This is a genomic window from Burkholderia sp. BCC1988, assembly GCF_905339895.1.
Taxonomy (GTDB): Bacteria; Pseudomonadota; Gammaproteobacteria; order Burkholderiales; family Burkholderiaceae; genus Burkholderia.
Window position 1 is genome coordinate 170,076 of record NZ_CAJPHA010000001.1, and the last position, 17,756, is coordinate 187,831.

The 17,756-nt window shown below is 68.2% G+C and carries 17 protein-coding genes; 9 read left to right on the forward strand and 8 right to left on the reverse strand.

Features of this window, described 5'->3' with window-relative positions; translation table 11 throughout:
* The first annotated feature begins 11 nt into the window (after positions 1–11).
* Genes hpaE through hpaI form a run of 5 tightly spaced genes read left to right on the forward strand, consistent with a single transcriptional unit; the run spans position 12 to position 4,443 of the window.
* Positions 12–1,475, forward strand: coding sequence for a 5-carboxymethyl-2-hydroxymuconate semialdehyde dehydrogenase (gene hpaE, locus U4012_RS00700; RefSeq protein ID WP_124665823.1), 1,464 nt, complete (start codon positions 12–14; stop codon positions 1,473–1,475).
* Positions 1,476–1,529: 54 nt separating this feature from the next.
* On the forward strand, positions 1,530–2,378 hold the full coding sequence (hpaD, locus tag U4012_RS00705) for a 3,4-dihydroxyphenylacetate 2,3-dioxygenase (RefSeq protein WP_321795285.1): 849 nt from the start codon (positions 1,530–1,532) through the stop codon (positions 2,376–2,378).
* A 29-nt stretch (positions 2,379–2,407) separates the two neighbouring features.
* Positions 2,408–2,800: a 5-carboxymethyl-2-hydroxymuconate Delta-isomerase gene (locus tag U4012_RS00710; protein ID WP_044842970.1), complete on the forward strand. Its 393-nt coding sequence runs from the start codon at positions 2,408–2,410 to the stop codon at positions 2,798–2,800.
* Positions 2,801–2,820: 20 nt separating this feature from the next.
* Positions 2,821–3,624, forward strand: a complete 804-nt coding sequence (gene hpaH / locus U4012_RS00715) for a 2-oxo-hept-4-ene-1,7-dioate hydratase (protein ID WP_321795288.1) — start codon at positions 2,821–2,823, stop codon at positions 3,622–3,624.
* Positions 3,625–3,636: 12 nt separating this feature from the next.
* Entirely contained in the window at positions 3,637–4,443 is an 807-nt protein-coding gene (hpaI, locus tag U4012_RS00720; protein WP_321795290.1) for a 4-hydroxy-2-oxoheptanedioate aldolase, read from the forward strand.
* Between the two features lie 104 nt (positions 4,444–4,547).
* Here the strand turns inward: hpaI and U4012_RS00725 are convergent, their stop codons facing one another.
* Complete coding sequence (locus U4012_RS00725; protein WP_124665826.1) at positions 4,548–5,327, reverse strand: AraC family transcriptional regulator; 780 nt, start codon at positions 5,325–5,327, stop codon at positions 4,548–4,550.
* Positions 5,328–5,422: 95 nt separating this feature from the next.
* Here U4012_RS00725 and U4012_RS00730 point away from each other — a divergent pair, with 95 nt between their 5' ends.
* Entirely contained in the window at positions 5,423–5,674 is a 252-nt protein-coding gene (locus tag U4012_RS00730; RefSeq protein ID WP_044842974.1) for a hypothetical protein, read from the forward strand.
* A gap of 46 nt (positions 5,675–5,720) precedes the next feature.
* Positions 5,721–6,719, forward strand: a complete 999-nt coding sequence (locus tag U4012_RS00735) for a zinc-binding alcohol dehydrogenase family protein (protein WP_321795293.1) — start codon at positions 5,721–5,723, stop codon at positions 6,717–6,719.
* Positions 6,720–6,894: 175 nt separating this feature from the next.
* Here the strand turns inward: U4012_RS00735 and U4012_RS00740 are convergent, their stop codons facing one another.
* The 4 genes from U4012_RS00740 to U4012_RS00755 form a co-directional block, all read right to left on the reverse strand.
* Positions 6,895–7,986: a porin gene (locus U4012_RS00740; protein WP_321795295.1), complete on the reverse strand. Its 1,092-nt coding sequence runs from the start codon at positions 7,984–7,986 to the stop codon at positions 6,895–6,897.
* A 153-nt stretch (positions 7,987–8,139) separates the two neighbouring features.
* Positions 8,140–9,207 (reverse strand): ABC transporter ATP-binding protein, encoded by a 1,068-nt coding sequence (locus U4012_RS00745; RefSeq protein ID WP_321795297.1) that lies wholly within the window; start codon positions 9,205–9,207, stop codon positions 8,140–8,142.
* Entirely contained in the window at positions 9,200–10,972 is a 1,773-nt protein-coding gene (locus tag U4012_RS00750) for an iron ABC transporter permease (RefSeq protein WP_321795299.1), read from the reverse strand. The genes U4012_RS00745 and U4012_RS00750 overlap by 8 nt, the downstream gene beginning before the upstream one ends.
* A gap of 123 nt (positions 10,973–11,095) precedes the next feature.
* A complete protein-coding gene (locus U4012_RS00755; protein WP_044842979.1) occupies positions 11,096–12,196 on the reverse strand; it encodes an ABC transporter substrate-binding protein in 1,101 nt (366 codons plus the stop codon).
* A 125-nt stretch (positions 12,197–12,321) separates the two neighbouring features.
* On the opposite strand from U4012_RS00755, the gene U4012_RS00760 reads away from it, so the two are divergent.
* Together U4012_RS00760 and U4012_RS00765 are read left to right on the forward strand one after the other, a co-directional pair.
* On the forward strand, positions 12,322–12,996 hold the full coding sequence (locus U4012_RS00760) for a response regulator (protein ID WP_044842980.1): 675 nt from the start codon (positions 12,322–12,324) through the stop codon (positions 12,994–12,996).
* A 196-nt stretch (positions 12,997–13,192) separates the two neighbouring features.
* Complete coding sequence (locus U4012_RS00765; RefSeq protein ID WP_321795302.1) at positions 13,193–14,584, forward strand: sensor histidine kinase; 1,392 nt, start codon at positions 13,193–13,195, stop codon at positions 14,582–14,584.
* Between the two features lie 22 nt (positions 14,585–14,606).
* Here the strand turns inward: U4012_RS00765 and U4012_RS00770 are convergent, their stop codons facing one another.
* From U4012_RS00770 to U4012_RS00780, 3 genes are all read right to left on the reverse strand, one after another.
* Positions 14,607–15,473, reverse strand: a complete 867-nt coding sequence (locus U4012_RS00770) for an MOSC domain-containing protein (RefSeq protein WP_321795305.1) — start codon at positions 15,471–15,473, stop codon at positions 14,607–14,609.
* Between the two features lie 98 nt (positions 15,474–15,571).
* Positions 15,572–16,531, reverse strand: coding sequence for an ABC transporter substrate-binding protein (locus tag U4012_RS00775; protein WP_321795307.1), 960 nt, complete (start codon positions 16,529–16,531; stop codon positions 15,572–15,574).
* A 37-nt stretch (positions 16,532–16,568) separates the two neighbouring features.
* Positions 16,569–17,753 carry a cytochrome c gene (locus tag U4012_RS00780; protein ID WP_321795309.1) on the reverse strand — a complete coding sequence of 395 codons (1,185 nt, stop codon included), beginning with the start codon at positions 17,751–17,753 and terminating at the stop codon, positions 16,569–16,571.
* Positions 17,754–17,756: the final 3 nt, after the last annotated feature.

The following is a 17,756-nucleotide window of genomic DNA, read 5'->3' on the forward strand; positions in this document are numbered from 1 at the left end:
AAGGAGAGCACATGACCATCAAGCACTGGATCGGCGGCCGTGAGGTCGAGAGCCGCGAGACCTTCACGACGCTGAATCCCGCGACGGGCGACGCGATCACCGACGTCGCGTCGGCCGGCGAGGCCGAAGTCGACGCGGCCGTGCGCGCGGCGAAGGACGCATTCCCGAAGTGGGCGAACACGCCCGCGAAGGAGCGCGCGAAGCTGATGCGCAAGCTTGGCGAGCTGATCGAGAAGAACGTGCCGATGCTCGCCGCGCTCGAGACGCAGGACACCGGCCTGCCGATCGCGCAGACGAGCAAGCAGCTGATTCCGCGCGCGTCCGAGAACTTCAACTTCTTCGCGGAAGTGTGCGTGCAGATGAACGGCCGCACGTATCCGGTCGACGACCAGATGCTGAACTACACGCTGTACCAGCCGGTCGGCGTGTGCGCGCTGGTGTCGCCGTGGAACGTGCCGTTCATGACCGCGACGTGGAAGACGGCGCCGTGTCTCGCGCTCGGCAACACGGCCGTGCTGAAGATGTCGGAGCTGTCACCGCTGACGGCCGACCAGCTCGGCCGGCTCGCGCTCGAAGCCGGCATTCCGGCGGGCGTGCTGAACGTCGTGCAGGGATACGGTGCGACGGCCGGCGACGCGCTGGTGCGCCATCCGGACGTGCGCGCGGTGTCGTTCACGGGCGGCACGGTCACGGGCAAGCGAATCATGGAGCGCGCGGGCCTGAAGAAATATTCGATGGAGCTCGGCGGCAAGTCGCCCGTGCTGATTTTCGACGATGCCGATTTCGACCGCGCGCTCGACGCGTCGCTGTTCACGATCTTCTCGATCAACGGCGAGCGCTGTACCGCGGGCTCGCGGATCTTCGTGCAGCGCACGATCTACGACCGCTTCGTGCAGGAATTTGCGCGCCGTGCGAACAACCTGGTGGTCGGCGATCCGTCCGATCAGGCGACGCAGCTCGGCGCGATGATCACGCGCCAGCACTGGGAGAAGGTGACCGGCTACATCCGGATCGGCGAGCAGGAAGGCGCGCGCGTGGTGGCAGGCGGCGCGGACAAGCCGGCCGGCCTCGCCGACCATCTGCGCAACGGCAATTTCGTGCGCCCGACCGTGTTCGCCGACGTCGACAACCGGATGCGCATCGCGCAGGAAGAGATCTTCGGGCCGGTCGCGTGCCTGATTCCGTTCGAGAACGAGGAGGAAGGGCTGCGGCTTGCGAACGACACGTCCTACGGGCTCGCGTCGTACATCTGGACGCAGGACGTCGGCAAGGTGCATCGCCTCGCGCGCGGCATCGAGGCCGGGATGGTGTTCGTGAACAGCCAGAACGTGCGCGACCTGCGCCAGCCGTTCGGCGGCGTGAAGGAGTCGGGCACCGGGCGCGAAGGCGGCGAGTACAGCTTCGAGGTGTTCGCGGAGATCAAGAACGTGTGCATCTCGATGGGTTCGCATCACATTCCCCGCTGGGGCGTGTGACGGGCGCGGGTCGTGGCGCTGCCAGCAAGAACGAACGATACGGAGACTTGAACGATGGGCAAACTGTCCCTCGCCGCGAAGATCACGCACGTGCCGTCGATGTACCTGTCGGAGTTGCCCGGCAGGCATCACGGCTGCCGCGAAGCGGCGATCCGCGGCCACCAGCTGATCGGCGAGCGCTGCCGCGCGCTCGGCGTCGATACGATCGTCGTGTCGGACGTGCACTGGCTCGTCAACGCCGGCTATCACGTGAACTGCAATGCGCGGTTCGCGGGTACGTACACGAGCAACGAGCTGCCGCACTTCATCCGCGACATGCAGTACGCGTATCCGGGCAACCCCGAACTCGGCCGCCTGATCGCGGAGACGGCCAGCGCACGCGGCATCGCGACGCGCGCACACGAGATCGACAGCCTCGAACTCGAATACGGCACGCTCGTGCCGATGCGCTACATGAACGCCGACCAGCACTTCAAGGTCGTGTCGATCGCGGGCTGGTGCATGTGGCATACGCTCGACGAAAGCCGGCGCTTCGGCGAGGCGCTGCTCGAGGCGATCGAAAAGAGCGATTCGAACGTCGCGTTCCTCGCGAGCGGCTCGCTGTCGCATCGCTTCAACGACAACGGCAGCCCGGAGGAATCGATTCACGTGATCAGCCGCGAGTTCTTCCGGCAGGTCGACCTGCGCGTGGTCGAGCTGTGGAAGCAGGGCGATTTCAGGACCTTCTGCGCGATGCTGCCCGAGTACAACACGCATTGTCACGGCGAAGGCGGCATGCACGACACCGCAATGCTGCTCGGCCTGCTCGGCTGGGATCGTTACGACAAGCCGGTCGAGATCGTCACCGACTATTTCGCGAGCTCGGGCACCGGGCAGATCAACGCGATCTTCCCGCTCGCCTGAGCGCCGCATCACCTATCCGGAGCGTTGCCATGCCACACATCGTCGTCGAATACACCGCGAACATCCGCGACGACGCGCGCATTCCCGCGCTGCTGCGCACGATCAACGCGACGCTGATCGCGCAGGGCGGCGTGTTTCCGACCGGCGGCATCCGCTCGCGCGCGATCGAGCTGCAGGATTACTGCGTCGCCGACGGCACGGAGGACGACGCGTTCGTCCACGTGACGCTGAAGATCGGCTCGGGCCGCAGCGACGAGACCAAGCAGGCCGCGTGCGACGCGCTGTTCGACGCGATCAAGGCGCATTTCGCGGAGCTGTACGCGAAGCGCTATCTCGCGCTGTCGATGGAGCTGACCGAGTTCAGCGAAAGCGGCTCGTACAAGCACAACAACATTCACGCCCGCTACAAGCGGGCCGGCTGAACCCCATTCCCGATCCGACCATGCTCGAACCCGCCATCATCGACCAGCTCGCGCAGCGTCTGCACGACGCCGAGCGCGAGCGCAAGCAGATCCGCCAGATCTCGCTCGACCATCCCGACATCACGATCGACGACGCGTATGCGATCCAGCGCGCGTGGGTCGCCCTCAAGCTCGCGGAAGGCCGCACGCTCAAGGGGCACAAGATCGGCCTCACGTCGAAGGCGATGCAGAACACGTCGCAGATCGACGAGCCCGATTACGGCGCGCTGCTCGACGACATGTTCTTCGACGACGGCGGCACGATCCCGGCCGGGCGCTTCATCGTGCCGCGCGTCGAGGTCGAACTCGCGTTCGTGCTCGGCAAGCGGCTCACCGGCCCGAACTGCACGATCTTCGACGTGTACGACGCGGTCGATTACGTGGTGCCCGCGCTCGAGATCATCGACGCGCGCAGCCAGTCGATCGATCCCGATACGAAGCGACCGCGCAAGGTGTTCGACACGATCGCCGACAACGCGGCGAACGCGGGCGTCGTGATCGGCGGGCGGCCGGTGCGGCCGCAGGACGTCGACCTGCGCTGGGTCGCGGCGATCATGTCGCGCAACGGCGTGGTCGAGGAAACGGGCGTCGCGGCCGGCGTGCTGAACCATCCGGCCAATGGCGTCACGTGGCTGGCGAATCGGCTGTCGCGCTTCGACGTCGCGCTGGAGCCGGGGCAGGTCGTGCTCGGCGGCTCGTTCACGCGGCCGTGCGCGGCGCGCTCGGGCGACACGTTCAGCGTCGACTATGGCCCGCTCGGGACGATCCAGTGCTATTTCGCGTGAGGTGAGCGAGCGATGCAGATTCCGTCGAATGTCTTCAAGGCCGCGCTCGCGCGTGGCGACGCGCAGGTCGGGTTGTGGCTCGGCCTCGCGAATCCGTACAGCGCCGAAGTCGTCGCGGGCGCCGGTTTCGACTGGCTGCTGATCGACGGCGAACATGCGCCGAACACGGTGCCGACGATCCTCGCACAGTTGCAGGCGATCGCGCCGTATCCGTCGCAGCCGGTCGTGCGCGTGCCGTGGAACGATCCGGTGATCGTCAAGCAGGTGCTCGATCTCGGCGCGCAGACGTTGCTCGTGCCGATGGTGCAGAGCGCCGACGAAGCGCGCGCGGCGGTGGCCGCGACGCGTTATCCGCCGCACGGGATCCGCGGCGTCGGCAGTGCGCTCGCGCGTGCGTCGCGGTGGAACCGCGTCGGCGATTACCTGCATCGCGCGAACGACGAAATGGCCGTGCTCGTGCAGGTCGAGACGCGTGCCGGGCTCGACGCGATCGATGCGATTGCGCGGGTGGACGGCGTCGATGGCGTGTTCATCGGGCCGGCCGATCTGGCGGCCGATCTCGGGCATCTCGGCAATCCGGGGCATCCGGAGGTGCAGGCGGCGATCGACGGCGCGATCCGGGCGATCAAGGCGGCAGGCAAGGCGCCGGGCATTCTCAGTGCGGATGAGGCGGCGGCGCGGCGGTATCTGGAAGCGGGGGCGTTGTTTGTTGCGGTGGGGGTCGATACGACGCTGCTGGCGCGGAGTGCGGAGCGGTTGGCGGCGCAGTTCAAGGGGAACGGTGGGGGCGCGGTGAAGAAGGGGGATGGGACGTATTGAGCGAAGCGGACGGGATCTTTTATAAGGGACGCATTCTGTTTCGTTTGTTGAATCGTACGGGATACGGGAATCGGCTTGCGTCATCGCCGCGCATCGCGCCGACCTTATCGTCCCGCTTCCATATACCTTCCCGGCGTCGTCCCCGTCGCCCGCCGGAACATGTCGATGAACGCGCTCACGTTGTCATACCCGAGATCGAGCGCGATCGTCGTGACCGGCACGCCGTCGGCGATTTTCTCCAGCGCCCGCAGCAGCCGTGCCTGCTGACGCCACTGCGCGAACGTCAGCCCTGTCTCGGCGACGAAGCGGCGGCTCATCGTCCGGGCACCGATGCCGGCCCATGCTGCCCATTCCTCCAGTCGCCGGTTGTTCGCGAGGTTCGTGGCGAGCGCATCGGTGATCTTCATGAGCCGCGGATCCTGCGGCCGCACCAGCCCCAGTGCTTCGACCTCCGACGACGCGATCTCGTCGAGGATCACGTCGGCAATGCGCGCCTGCGCGGCATCGAGTTCCGCATCGCCCCAGCTTGCCGCGCGCTGCACGGCTTCGCGAAGCAGCGGCGTTGTGCGGATCGCGCGCGGCGCGTCAGGCAACCCCGCGCACCGCGCTTCGGCGACGAACGCCGACCATCCGGAAATCGGCCCGAACGAGCGCAGCGAATGCCGGCAATGCGGCGGAATCCAGATCGCATGAATCGCCGGTACGACCCAATCCTGATCGTCGAGGCCGATCGACACCACGCCGCTCAGTGCGCCGACGAGCTGGCCGCGCGCGTGCGCATGCGGCGGCGTGATGCGCGGGTCGCGCTGCGACAGCACGGCGGCGACGACGAACGGGCCGTCGTCGGACGTGACGAATCGGGCGGGCAGGAGTGGATCGGTCATGGCCGGATTTCAGTATCGAATGACTGTTATACCGGAGATCGGCCGGCTGCGCACGCCTAAACTGCGTCCATCGATGACAACCGGAGTACGACGCGATGCGAGCCGAACAGATGCTTCCCGACCATGCCGACCGGATCGAGGCCGGCGGAACGACGATCCGCAAGGGCACCGTCGGCGCGTTCCTGGTCAACGCGCGCGTGCTGACCGATCCGGATGCGGCGCCCGCCGAGCGCGCCCGTGCCGAAGCCGACGCGCTCGACGCATTGCCCGCGCTGCGTGCGCTCGGCCTGTTCGACGTGCTGGAAGTGCGCGATCCAGCACTGCGCGCGTGGCTCGACGCACGCTGATACACGACGGAACCGTCGATCGAGATCCATCAATCAAGGAGTCGGCATGAAAGCAGCAGTCGTGACGGGCGCCGGCGAGCGCCCCGTTCATATGGAGTTCGAAGCGCCGCATGCGATACCCGGCCACCGTCTGATCGACGTGACGGCATCCGCGTTGAGCCGTCTTGCGCAGGCGCGCGCGGCGGGCACGCACTATTCGTCCGGCGGCGGCTATTCGTCCGGCGGCGGCTATTCGTCCGGCGGCGGCTATCCGTTCGTCGTCGGCGTCGACGGCGTGGGGCGCGGCGACGACGGCCGGCGCGTCTATTTCTTCGGCGCGCCCGCGCCGTTCGGTGCGATGGCCGAATGCACGATCGTGCCCGACGCGCAGTGCGTGCCGCTGCCGGACGACCTCGACGACGTGACGGCCGCCGCTATCGCAATTCCCGGCATGTCGTCCTGGGCGGCGCTGACCGAGCGCGCGCGGCTGGTCGCGGGCGAGACGGTGCTGGTCAACGGCGCGACGGGCGCCTCGGGCGGGCTCGCGGTGCGGATCGCAAAGCATCTGGGCGCCGCGAAGGTGATCGCGACGGGCCGCAACGCGGCCGCGCTGGACGCGTTGCTGAACGCCGGTGCAGACGCCGTCGTGTCGCTTCAACAGGACGACGCGCATCTGGCCCGCGCGCTCGAACCGCATTTCCGCGCGGGTGTGGACGTCGTGCTCGACTATCTTTGGGGGGCGAGCGCGCTCGCACTGCTGATTTCCGCCGCGAAGGCGACGCCCGACGGCCGTCGGTTGCGCTTCGTGCAGATCGGCTCGATCGGCGGCGCGGACGTGCTGCTGCCGGGCGCCGTATTGCGTGCCACCGCGATCGAACTGCTGGGCAGCGGTATTGGCAGCGTGTCGCTGCCGGGGTTGCTGGCTTCGGTGCGCGGCGTGTTCGACGCGGCAGGCCCGGCGGGGCTGACGCTCGAAACGCGCACGGTGCCGCTGTCGGCGGTCGGCGAGCACTGGGGCGATGAGAACAGTCGGGTGCGCCCGGTATTCACGATGCGCGGCGATTGACCGGCCGCAGGCCGTGGACATGACGCGATCGGTGCGCGCACCGGCGGCAGCCGGGCATCCACCGTCGCGTCGAGCCGTTAGACGATTGCGAACGCGCGGTGCGAAGCAGGTCGGTGGTGTGTACCGACAACGGGCGGCGCGACATGAAAGTCACCCGCCGCCCGCGTCGTCACACTCAGAACCGCTGCTGAATCCCCGCGGTCACGCCGACCTGCGTCGTGCCATACCCGGCGAAATCGCGCGACACGCCGACCTTCTGGTCGTGTTTCGCGATCGCGAACGCGCCGGCCGCGTACAGCACCGTGCGCTTCGACAGCGCGTATTGCGCCCGAACCGATACCAGCGTCGGGTCGGCATCCGTGCCGCCCTTGATGTTCTGGTGATAGACGGCCGCGATCAGCGAGAACGTCGGCGTGAACTGGTACGACCCGCCGAGCCAGTACATATCGCTCAACTGGTTCGCCGCCGCGGTGCGAAACGTGCGCTTGTAGTTGCGATAGCCGGCCATCGTCTTCAGGTTGCCGAAGTCGTAGCTCAGGCCCGCGTGAATCCCCTGGATGTAGTTGACGGTATCGGCCGGCGTGACGCTGTCGGCCGCGCCGTTCTGCCGGTCGAACGTGAGCACCGCCGCGAACGGGCCGGTCTCGTAGCCGAGCGCGAAGTCGTATTTCGAGCTGGTCTTCACGCTGCCCGGCACGTTGCCGAAGCCGTACAGCGCGCCGAACTTGAAGCCGCTGAATTCACCGTCGTAACGCACCGCATTCGACGAGCGCGTGAACATGCCGTCCTTGCGCCCGCCGGTCGCCATCGACGACGACGCCCACGAATAGTTTTGCGAGTAACCCATCGGGTCGAACGGCATCATGTAGTCGTACGTGACGGTGAAGTTGCGGCCAAGCGTCAGCTCGCCCCATTTGCCTTTCAGGCCCACCGTCGCACGGCGCGCGAAGATCGAGTCGGGGCCGTCGTCGGACGCGCCATTCGCGAGATCGATGCCGCTTTCGAGGCGAAACACCGCCTTCAAACCGCCGCCGAGATCCTCGACGCCGCGCAAGCCCCAGCGCGACGTGTTCTTGTTGCCCGACTTCAGCTTGAACGAATTGCCGCCATCCGGTGCCGCATGGTTCGTGTATTCGATGCCGGCGTCCATGATCCCGTAGATCGTGACCGACGACTGCGCGTGCGCGGCCGGCGCGGCGAGACAGGCTGCCGCGGCTGAACTGGTGAGGACTACTGTTCGAACAGAACGTTCTGCGCGTGACTTCATTTTGACGGTGTCTCCTTGGTTGTTGTGGGTTGGTCGAAACGGAAAACGCGTACTCGGTGCGCCATCGGCGGACGCCATGAAGCGTCCGCCGATTCGAGTCGCAAAAGCATGTCGAATGCACGCGCGGCGGCACACGAGCCGCCGCGAAGCGGTTCAGCCCACTTTCGCGAACGCCCAGCAGTCGTTGGTCGGGAATTCGATCCAGTGCTTGCCGGCCGCGCGCGGCACCTGGCCGAACGCGCGCAGGCGCATCTCGCCGCAATGGAACAGGTATTCCCAGCGGTCGCCGAGATACATCGACGTGACGAGGTCCGCCTGCAGCCGGTTCGCGCCCGGGCCGTCGGTGACCTGCACGCGTTCGAGGCGGATCACGGCCTGCGCGTCCTGGCCCGGCGCGAACGTGTCGCGGGCGAGCGCCTGCAGCTCCCAGCCGTCGCCGGCGAGCGTCACGCGTTCGCCGTCGACGGCCGAGACGCGCGCGTCGATGCGGTTGTTGCTGCCCATGAATTCGGCCGTGTACAGCGAGCGCGGCGCGCCGTACAGCTCGGCCGGCGTGCCTTCCTGTTCGATGCGGCCGTTGCGCAGCAGCAGGATGCGGTCGGACATCGCCATCGCTTCGGTCTGGTCGTGCGTCACGCAGAGCGCCGACAGCCCGAGCGACACGATCAGCTCGCGCAGCCACGCACGCGCTTCCTCGCGCAGCTTCGCGTCGAGGTTCGACAGCGGCTCGTCGAGCAGGATCACCGGCGGGTTGTAGACGAGCGCACGCGCGATCGCGACACGCTGCTGCTGGCCGCCCGACAGCTGATGCGGAAAGCGCTCGGCGAGGTGGCCGAGGCCGAGCTGGTCGAGCGCGGTCTGCACGCGGCGCTTCTGTTCGGCCGGCGCCACGCGGCGAAGCTTGAGCCCGTAGCCGACATTGTCGGCGACGGTGCGGTGCGGCCACAGCGCGTACGACTGGAACACGAGGCCGAGCGAACGCTGTTCGACCGGCAGGTCGACGTGCCGCGCGCCGTCGAAGAACACGCGGTCGTCGAGCTGGATGCGCCCGTCGGACGGCTGTTCGAGGCCGGCCACCGCGCGCAGCAGCGTGGTCTTGCCGCTGCCCGACGCGCCGAGCAGGCACACGACTTCGCCGGCCTTCAGTTCGAACGACACGCCCTTGAGGATCGGGTTGGCGCCATAGCTGAGATGCAGGTCGTCGACGATGAGCTTATCCATGAAGTTTCACTCCGAAGCGCAGGGCCACGCCGAGACCGGCGCCGACCATCGCGATGTTGATGACAGAGAGCGCAGCAACCTGGTCGACGGCGCCGGTCGCCCACAGCGACACGAGCAGCGCGCCGATCACTTCGGTGCCGGGCGACAGCAGATAGACGGCGGTCGAGTATTCGCGCTCGAAGATCATGAAGATCAGCAGCCACGCGGCGAGCAGGCCGAAGCGCACGAGCGGCAGCGTCACGTCGAGCGACACGCGGCTGCGCGTCGCGCCGACGCTGCGGCCGGCTTCCTCGAGTTCCGGGCCGACCTGCAGCAGCGCGCTCTGGATGAGCCGCATCCCGTATGCGAGCCACACGACCGTGTATGCGATCCAGATGCTCCACATCGAGTTCTTCAGCTCGCGCAGACCCGGCACGAACAGGAAGATCCACAGGAACGCGAGACCGGCGAGCAGGCCCGGCACCGCGCGCGGCAGCAGCACGAGGTAGTCGAGCAGTTTCGTCGCCCAGTCGTTGCGGCGATGGCCGGCGAAGGCGACGAGCGAGTAGAAGCCGATCGCGAGCGCACCGCCGATCACGCCGATGCCGAGCGTGTTGACGATCGCGCGCACGAGGTTGTCCTGCTCGAACAGCTCGATGAAGTTCTGCAGCGTCAGCGCTTCGGCGAGCGCGACGCCTTCGCCCCAGTTGCTCACGAACGCGCGCAGCACGATGCCCGAGATCGGCACGATCACCGTCAGCATCAGCCACAGCGCGACGATCGCGAGCGCGACCCAGCGCCATACGCCGAGCGGCAGCACCGTCGCACGGCCGGCCTTGCCCTTCACCGTGACGAAGCGGTTCGCGGTCTTCAGCAGGCGGCGCTGCAGCAGCACGAGCGGGAACGTGATCGCGACGATGCACACCGCGACCGCGGCCATCAGGTGATACGACGGCACGCCGAGCTTGTTGGTCAGCTTGTACAGGTAGGTCGCGAGCACGAGGTGGCCTTCCGGATCGCCGAGCACGAGCGGCAGCCCGAACACCTCGAAGCCGAGGAAGAACACCAGCACGCCGGCGAACAGCAGCGCGGGCATCGTCATCGGCAGGCTCACGTCGAGCGCGACGCGGAACGGCCGCGCCCCCGTCACGCGCGCCGCTTCCTCGACGTCCGAGCCGAGGTTGCGCAGCGCGGCCGACGAGTACAGGTACACGTGCGGCACGTGCGTGAGGCCGACGATCATCGTGATCGCGAAGATCGAATACACGTTCCAGGGTACGTTCTGCACCCCGAACAGTTCCTTGAACCACACGGAATAGAAGCCGACCGGGCCGGCCGCGACCACGTAGCCGAACGCGAGCACCATCGGCGACACGAACACGGGCGTGAGCAGCAGCGGCTCGAGCCAGCGACGGCCGGGCAGGTCGGTGCGCACCATCAGGAACGCGAGGATGCCGCCGAGCGGGATCGAGATGAACAGCATCCCGCCGGCGATGATGAACGAGTTCTTCACGGCCGACCAGAAGTCCGGGTCGGTGAAGATGAAGCGGAAGCCTTCGACGCCGAGCGTCCTGTTCGCGTCGAAGAACGGCGCGGAAAGCAGGCTCTGGAACAGGATGAAGCCGAGCGGCAGCGCGACCGCGACAGTGAGCACCGCGACGACGATCCAGCGCAGCATGCCGGCGAGCGGCTGCAGGTTGCTGACCTGCAGCGCGGGAATCGCGCCGCCCTGGCCGGTGGTGGGCGGAACGGCCGGCGCCGCTCCGCGTGTGCTGGTTGAAAGCATGAGTTCGCCCCTGCGGCCATCCGGATGGCCGCCTCTAGGAAGTCGGTAAGGGGAAGGGGGCCGCCCGCGCGGCGTGCGGCGGGCGGCCGTCGGTCGGCCGAAGCCGATCAGCGAATCAGTGGATCAGCTCTTGATCGCCTGCTGCCATTGCTTCAGGAACGCGAGCCGCTTCGACTGGTCCAGATAGACGAGCAGGCCGGTGCCGATCGGGATCGGCTTCAGCGAATCGCCGAGTTCCTTCGTGAGGCTCGCGGCCGACGTTTCGCCGGTCACGTCCGTGCGAATCGCGTACAGGTTCGCCTGGTTCGCGATCAGCGTCTGGCCGCGCTTCGACAGCAGGTAGTCGACCCACAGCTTCGCGGCGTTCGGGTTCTTCGCCTTCTTCGAGATCGTGGCCAGGCGGCTCACGACTTGTGTGTAGTCCTTCGGGAATACGTAGCCGATCGACTTGTCCTTCTTCGCCTTCGCGTACGCATACGAGCCGATGATGTTGTAGCCGATCAGGTTCTCGCCCGACGAGATGCGCTCCATCATCGCGCCGGTGCTCGACTGCAGCTTCGGACCGGTCGCGCCGATCGCCTTCACGAGCTCCCACGTGACCTTCTCGTTCAGGTGCGCGTCCTGCGTCAGCGCGTTGAAGCCGACGCCGGATTTCTCGACGTCGTACGTCGTCAGCTTGCCTTTGAACTTGTCGGGTTGCGACGTGAGCAGCTTGATCAGGTCGGTGCGTGTCTTCGGCACTTCGTTCTCGGGAATCAGCCGCTTGTTGTAGACGATCGCGAGCGGCTCGAACGTCGTGCCGTACGCCTGCTTCTGGTATTGCGCCCATTGCGGCACGTTCGCGCTTTCCGGCGAATCGTACGACGTCATCAGGCCGTCGTTGACGAGCTTGACCTGCAGGTCCATCGCCGAGCTCCACAGCACGTCGGCGCTGGTGCTGCTCGCGGCGTTCTCGCTGATGTAGCGGTTGTACAGCTCGGTGCTGTTCATGTCGTTGTACTCGACCTTCACGCCATACAGGCTTTCGAAGTCCTTGATCAGCGGGCGCACGAGGCCCGTGTCTGTCGTCGAGTAGACGATCAGCTTGCCTTCCTTCTTCGCGGCGTCCACGACACCTTGGTAGTTACCCGGATACCCGGCCGGGACCTGCGCGGTGGCGGCGCCGGCGGCGGTGCCCAGGACGATCGCCAGCGCGGCGGCGAGCTGCTTCGGTGCAAACGGCATGTCTTCCTCCAGTTATGCGTGTGTGTTGTTCGAGTGACGCGGATGTTAATTGCGACGCACTTTCAGCCTGCTTTCATTTCGGTTCACAATAGCGTCCTTTGTGTCATGGATTTCCCGAGGTCCCCATGCGTGTGCTGCTCGTCGAAGACAACCCGAACCTTGCGCAGTCGTTGAACGACGCGCTGAGTGCCGCGCGCTTCGCGGTCGATCACATGGCGGACGGGGAGGCGGCGGATCACGTGCTGCGCACGCAGGACTACGCGCTGGTGATCCTCGATCTCGGGCTGCCGAAGCTCGACGGGCTCGAAGTGCTGCGGCGGCTGCGCGCGCGCCGCAATCCGGTGCCGGTGTTGATCCTCACCGCGCACGGCTCGGTCGAGGACCGCGTGAAGGGGCTCGATCTCGGCGCCGACGATTACCTCGCGAAGCCGTTCGAGCTGACCGAGCTGGAGGCGCGCGCCCGCGCGCTGATCCGGCGCAGCCTCGGCCACGAGCATTCGCGGGTCGAGTGCGGGCCGCTTTCGTATGACAGTATCGACCGCAGCTTCCACCTCGCCGGCGAACCGCTGCCGCTCACGCCGCGCGAGCGCTCGGTGCTGGAGGTGCTGATCCTGCGCAACGGCCGCGCGATCAACAAGGAGACGCTGTCGGAGAAGATCTTCGGGCTCGACGAGTCGGTCAACGCGGATGCGATCGAGATCTACGTGTACCGGCTGCGCAAGAAGCTGGAGAACACCGGCGTCGCGATCGTCACGCTGCGCGGCCTCGGATACTTGCTCGAAGCGAAGGCGGCCGGATGAACCGCCGCCGGGCTTGCCTTCTTTGCATGGCGCCGCGGTACGCGCCAAAGCGCTGCTCGGGATCGACACGTTCGCGGCCTGCCGGGGGCGCGTCTGCCATCCGCGGCCGGCCTGGCAAAGCCGGCCGGCTGCACGGGCGCGGAGCGAGGCCGCACGCGTTCTCCGCCACGCTGGTCGGTGCAGCCCGGCGGGAAGCATGGTGACACGCCCGAACCTGCGCGCACAGGTCGCGCTGTGGCTGCTGCTGCCGCTGCTCGGGCTGCTCGCGCTCGACTCGTGGCTCACGTACCAGCGCGCGATGAGCGCCGCGCACGTCGCGTTCGACCGCACGCTGTCGTCGTCGCTGAAGTCGATCCGCGAAGGCGTGCGGTTCAACGAGGGCGAGATCGAGGTCGACCTGCCGTATCTCGCGCTCGAGATGTTCGAGTCGGGCGACGGCGGCAAGATCTATTACCTGATCCGCGAGGACAACGGCCGCACGATCACCGGCTATCCGGACCTGCCGCTGCCGCAGGGCGACGGCACGCTGTTCGTCACGCGCTACTACAACGTCGTCTATCGCGGCGAGCAATTGCGCATGGCCGCGCTGCGCGTGCCGGTGCACGACGTGCCGACCGCGCAGACGCGCATCGTGTGGGTGATGGTCGGCGAGACGATCGAGGCGCGCCAGGCGCTCGCGCGCGAGATCCTGATGGGCTCGCTGCTGCAGGAGGGGCTGCTCGTCGTGCTCGCGCTCGGGATCGTGTGGCTCGGCGTCGGGCGCGGGCTGCGGCCGCTGAACCGGCTGTCGGCGACGGTCGCCGCGCGCAGCGACGGCGATCCGACGCCGCTCGATACCGGCGGCATGCCGAGCGAACTCGCGCCGCTCGTCGAGTCGATCAACCAGTACATCGGCCGCACGCAGCGGATGCAGGTCGCGCGGCGGCGTTTCTTCGCGGACGCGGCCCATCAGCTGAAGACCCCGCTCGCGGCGGTGCAGGCCGGCGTCGAGCTGGCGTTGCGGCCGGACGAGCAGCCGCGCGTGAACGTGCATCTGCGGCGCGTGAACGGCGCGGTGCGGCAGGCCGCGAAGATCGTCCAGCAGCTGCTGTCGCTGTCGCGGCTCGATTCGGACAGCGGCCAGGCGGTCGCGCACCAGCCGGTCGCGCTGCACCGGCTCGCGCGCAGCGTGACGCTCGACTGGTCGCCGGTCGCGCGCGCGCGCGACATCGATCTCGGCTTCGAGCACGAGGCGGATGTCGACGTGCTCGGCCAACCGGACCTGCTCGGCGAATTGATCGGCAACCTGATCGACAACGCGATTCGTTATTCGGGCGACCGCGCGGTGATCACGGTGCGCGTGTCGCGCGATGGCGACCATGCGCGGCTCGACGTGATCGACAACGGGCCGGGCATTCCGGCCGGCGAACGCGACGCGGTGTTCGAGCGCTTCCATCGCGGCAGCAAGACGCAGACGGTCGAAGGCACGGGGCTCGGGCTGTCGATCGTGCGCGAGATCGCGCGCGTGCATCAGGGCAGCGTGACGCTGGCCGATGCGGCGGGAGGCGGGTTGATCGTGACGGTGATGTTGCCGACGGCGGCGCAGTAGAAGGGCTGGTTCGCCCAATCGCTCAATCGCCGAACCCGATCTCCGCTTCGAGCGATTGCCCGACCTCCAGCCAGGCTCCCGCGCCTTCGACCACGATCGCATTGATGCCGAACGTCAGCGCGTCGTCGTAGTTCGGATGCGCGCGATACGTCTGCATCGTGTCGGTCGGCTCGTGCGGCCACGCCGGGTTCGGCGCGCCGGTCACCTGGTCGATCGTCGGCATCGGGCAACGCGTGCACAGCTTCACGAGGCGCAGCCGCACGGGTGTGTCGCCTTCGGCGTCGAGATGCTCGACGAAATCCTCTTCATACGCATCGAGATCCGACACGACGATGTTCGGGCGGAAGCGGTTCATCGGAATCGCCGGCGCGCCTTTCGCGACGAGCTTCGCGTTCAGGTCGTCGAGCGACGACTGGCCGATCACGAGCAGCGGATAGCCGTCCGCGAACTGCGTGTGCGTGTCGATGTCGCCGGTCCATTTGCGGTTGCAGCCGCGGCGCGCATCCGCGCCGAAGCGCGCGAGCTTCAGCGGCGTGCCGAGGAATTCGGTGAGCCATGCGGCCGTCGCGGCGCCCGTGTCGATCGCGTCGACGGTGTCGCGCCAGACGGTCGCGGCCATCTTCGGCGTGGCCGGCGTCGCGTCGCCGTCGAGCGGCGTGCGGATCTCGGGCATGCCCGGCGCGTTCAGCACGAGCGCGTCGTGCTCGAGCGCGGTGCGGATCAGCGCGAGGCGCGGGTGCGTGCGCTGCGTGATCATCATCCCGTCCGGGGTGGTGATCAGCCAGTGGCGATCGTACGCGAGGCCCGTTTCGAGCAGTTGCGCGCGCGACAGCGCGATGCCGGCGCAGGATTTGATCGGGTAGACGAAGAGTTCGGAGATGGCTGGCATGACGCTGGCTGACACGGGCAGGATGGTCGAATCGCGATTGTGCCAGATCGTGCGAAAGCCGTTTGGGCGGTTGCCGGCCGCCGCACGGCCGCGGCCGGTTACGCCAGCGGAAAGCCGAGGTCGAAGGTCGTGCGCACGTCGAGCGGCTGGCGCAGCAGCCCGGCCTTCAGGTAGAAGTCGGCCGTGCGCTGCTGCCCGGCGATCACCGTCGCGTCGATCGGCTGCCAGCGCGTGTTGCGGCGCTCGAACTGCAGCTTCGCGGCCGCCGGCGGGATGCCGATGATGCGCGCGAGTGCCGCGGAATACGCGTCGACGTGCCGGTACGACCAGACCTGCGCGCGCACCACCCGTTGCAGGAAGTCGTGCAGCACGTCGCGCTTGGACGCGATCGCCGCGTCGGTCGCCGCGATGTAGCTGAAGCCCGACCACAGGCCGCGGCCGTTGACGAGCACGCGCGCGCGGCCGCTCGTTTCCGCGAGGGCCGTATAGGGTTCCCACGTCGCCCACGCATCGATCGAACCGGTTGCGAGCGCAAGCATCGTGTCGGCCGGCGGCAGGAAGCGGAACGAGACGGCGTCGGGCGGCAGGCCGGCCGCGTCGAGCGCCTTCAACGTGACGAAATGGCCGATCGAGCCGCGCGTGGTGCCGATGCGCTTGCCTTTCAGGTCGGCGGCGTCCTTCAGCGTCGCGTCGGGCCGCACGAGCACGGCGGTGCCGTACGGGTCGGACCGGTTCGCGCCGATCACCTTGATGCGGGCGCCCGAGGCGAGCGCGAAGATCACCGGCGCGTCGCCGATCGGCCCGCAGTCGACGGCCGCCGCGTTCAGCGCTTCGGCCAGGGGCGCGGCGGCCGGGAATTCGGTCCATGCGATGTCGTACGCGAGGCCGTTCAGTTCGCCGGCCGCTTCGAGCAGCGCGCGCAGGCCGCCTTTCTGGTCGCCGGCACGCAGCAGCGGCCGCGCGTCCGATTGCGCATGCAGCGTGGCCGGCGCGGCGGCGAGGGTGGCGGCGGCGAGGGCGCTCGCTTGCGCGAGGAAGTGGCGTCGGGTCGGATTCATCGTGAAGTTCGGTTCGTCGGGAAAACGGTTCAGGGATTCAATGCGGGAGCCCGGCCTGCACGTCGCGTACGGGTTCGGCGTCCACGCGCAGCAGCAGCGCGGTCAGCGGATCGACGTTCGCGGCGTCGGCCGGCGCTCGTGCCGCGGCATCCGAGCGGCACAGCAAGTCGTCGGCCGACCAGCCCGCGCTGCCCGGCAACGCGCGCGCCCGCAGCCAGCCGCGCCGGTCCGCAAGCAGTTGCGTGCCGCCGAACGCAGCGGGCGGCACGCCGGCAATCGTCGCGAACGCTTGCCATGCATCGGGCGTCGATGCGACGCAGTTCGCGCGCGTGCCGACCGGCGGTGGCGGCGTGGACGTATCGCCGGCGGTGACGAGCAGCGTCTGCCAGCGCGGGTCTTCCCGAGGCGGCGTGCCGCCCGGCGCGAGCGCGACGATGCGCACGCGCTGGCCTTCGCGCCAGCGCTCGAGCGGTTGCGGCGCGGCGCTGCCGCAGCGCACGTCGAGCGCCGGCAGCGGAACGGGCACGGGCCACGCTCCTTCCGCCTGCGCGCCGCTGCCGGCCGACAGCGCTGTCAGGTAATCGAGCACGGCCCACGTGTCGGCCGGGCCGAGCGTCGCGGCAAAGCCCGGCATCGACGCCGCGCCGCGCGCGTCGCGCGTACCGTGCCGCATGCGCCAATACAGTTCGCCGTCGAGCCGGCGGGCAAGCAGTGCGCCCGCGAAGGTCGGCGGCCAATGCGCGAGGCTCGCCGCGAGGGGGCCTTCGCCGCGGCCGTCCGCGCCGTGACAGGCTGCGCAATGTTGCGCATACAGATGCGCGCCGCGCATCAGGTTCGCGACGGAAAACGCGGCGGGACTGCGCTGGAAACTCGTGGGCACCGCCGGCGCGAGCCACAGCGACGCCGGCGGCCACGGCGCGAACCACGCGACGGCCAGCGCGGCGATTACCGCTGCCGCCCGCCACTTGCGCGACACGAGTGCGATGCAGCCGAGCGCCGCGGCGAGCGTGGTCATCGCGACGGCAAATGCAAGCTGTCGCGTGAGCCCCGCGTCGATGCGCAGCGTTTCGAGCGCGATGCGGTGTGCCCAGGGCCACGCGGCCTGTCCGTCGGCATCGCCGGTCAGGCCGAGCGCATGCAGCACCCGGGCCAACGCGATCTGTGTGCGATACAGCAGTTGCAGGAACAGGAGCGCCCAGTCGGCGAACGGCGGCGCGTTCATCGG